The following is a 589-nucleotide window of genomic DNA, read 5'->3' as shown; positions in this document are numbered from 1 at the left end:
GCCTGCGACCGTTCTTTCCCAAGAGCCATGGCAAGCCTCGGGTCGATGACCGACGGGTGCTGAGCGGCATCGTGTTCGTCAACCGCAACGGGCTGGGTTGGCGCGATGCACCCAGCGCTTACGGGCCCCACAAGACGCTCTACAACCGCTGGAAGCGTTGGGGCGAGGCGGGCGTGTTCACGCGGATGATGGAGGGTCTGGCTGCGGTCGGCGCCGAGCCGAATACGGTGATGATCGACGCGACCTACCTCAAGGCCCACCGCACGGCATCGAGCCTGCGGGTTAAAAAGGGGATCTCGGCCGCCTGATCGGGCGCACCAAAGGCGGCATGAACACCAAGCTCCATGCCGTCGCCGATGCGAACGGCCGCCCCTTGAGCTTCTTCATGACGGCCGGACAGGTCAGCGACTACACCGGCGCGGCAGCGCTGCTGGACGACCTGCCGAAAGCGCAGTGGCTGCTCGGCGACCGGGGCTACGACGCCGATTGAGGTGGTGCCGGTTTTCTGGACAGGAGGCTAAGCTATCCCGGACGTGAGGGATGGACGGGAATGAAGACGACGCGGAAGCGGTATACGGGCGAGTTCAAG

General features: G+C 65.2%; 1 pseudogene. It reads left to right on the top strand.

Annotated elements, in window-relative coordinates:
• Positions 1-2: 2 nt before the first annotated feature.
• A pseudogene (locus ACBY01_RS17180) lies at positions 3-487 on the top strand (IS5 family transposase); the annotation flags it as partial.
• Between the last annotated feature and the right edge of the window lie 102 nt (positions 488-589).

The organism is Sphingomonas mangrovi, assembly GCF_047975845.1.
Lineage (GTDB): Bacteria > Pseudomonadota > Alphaproteobacteria > Sphingomonadales > Sphingomonadaceae > Sphingomonas.
Note: the sequence above shows the minus strand (reverse complement) of the source record. Positions and strands in the feature narration are given on the sequence as shown.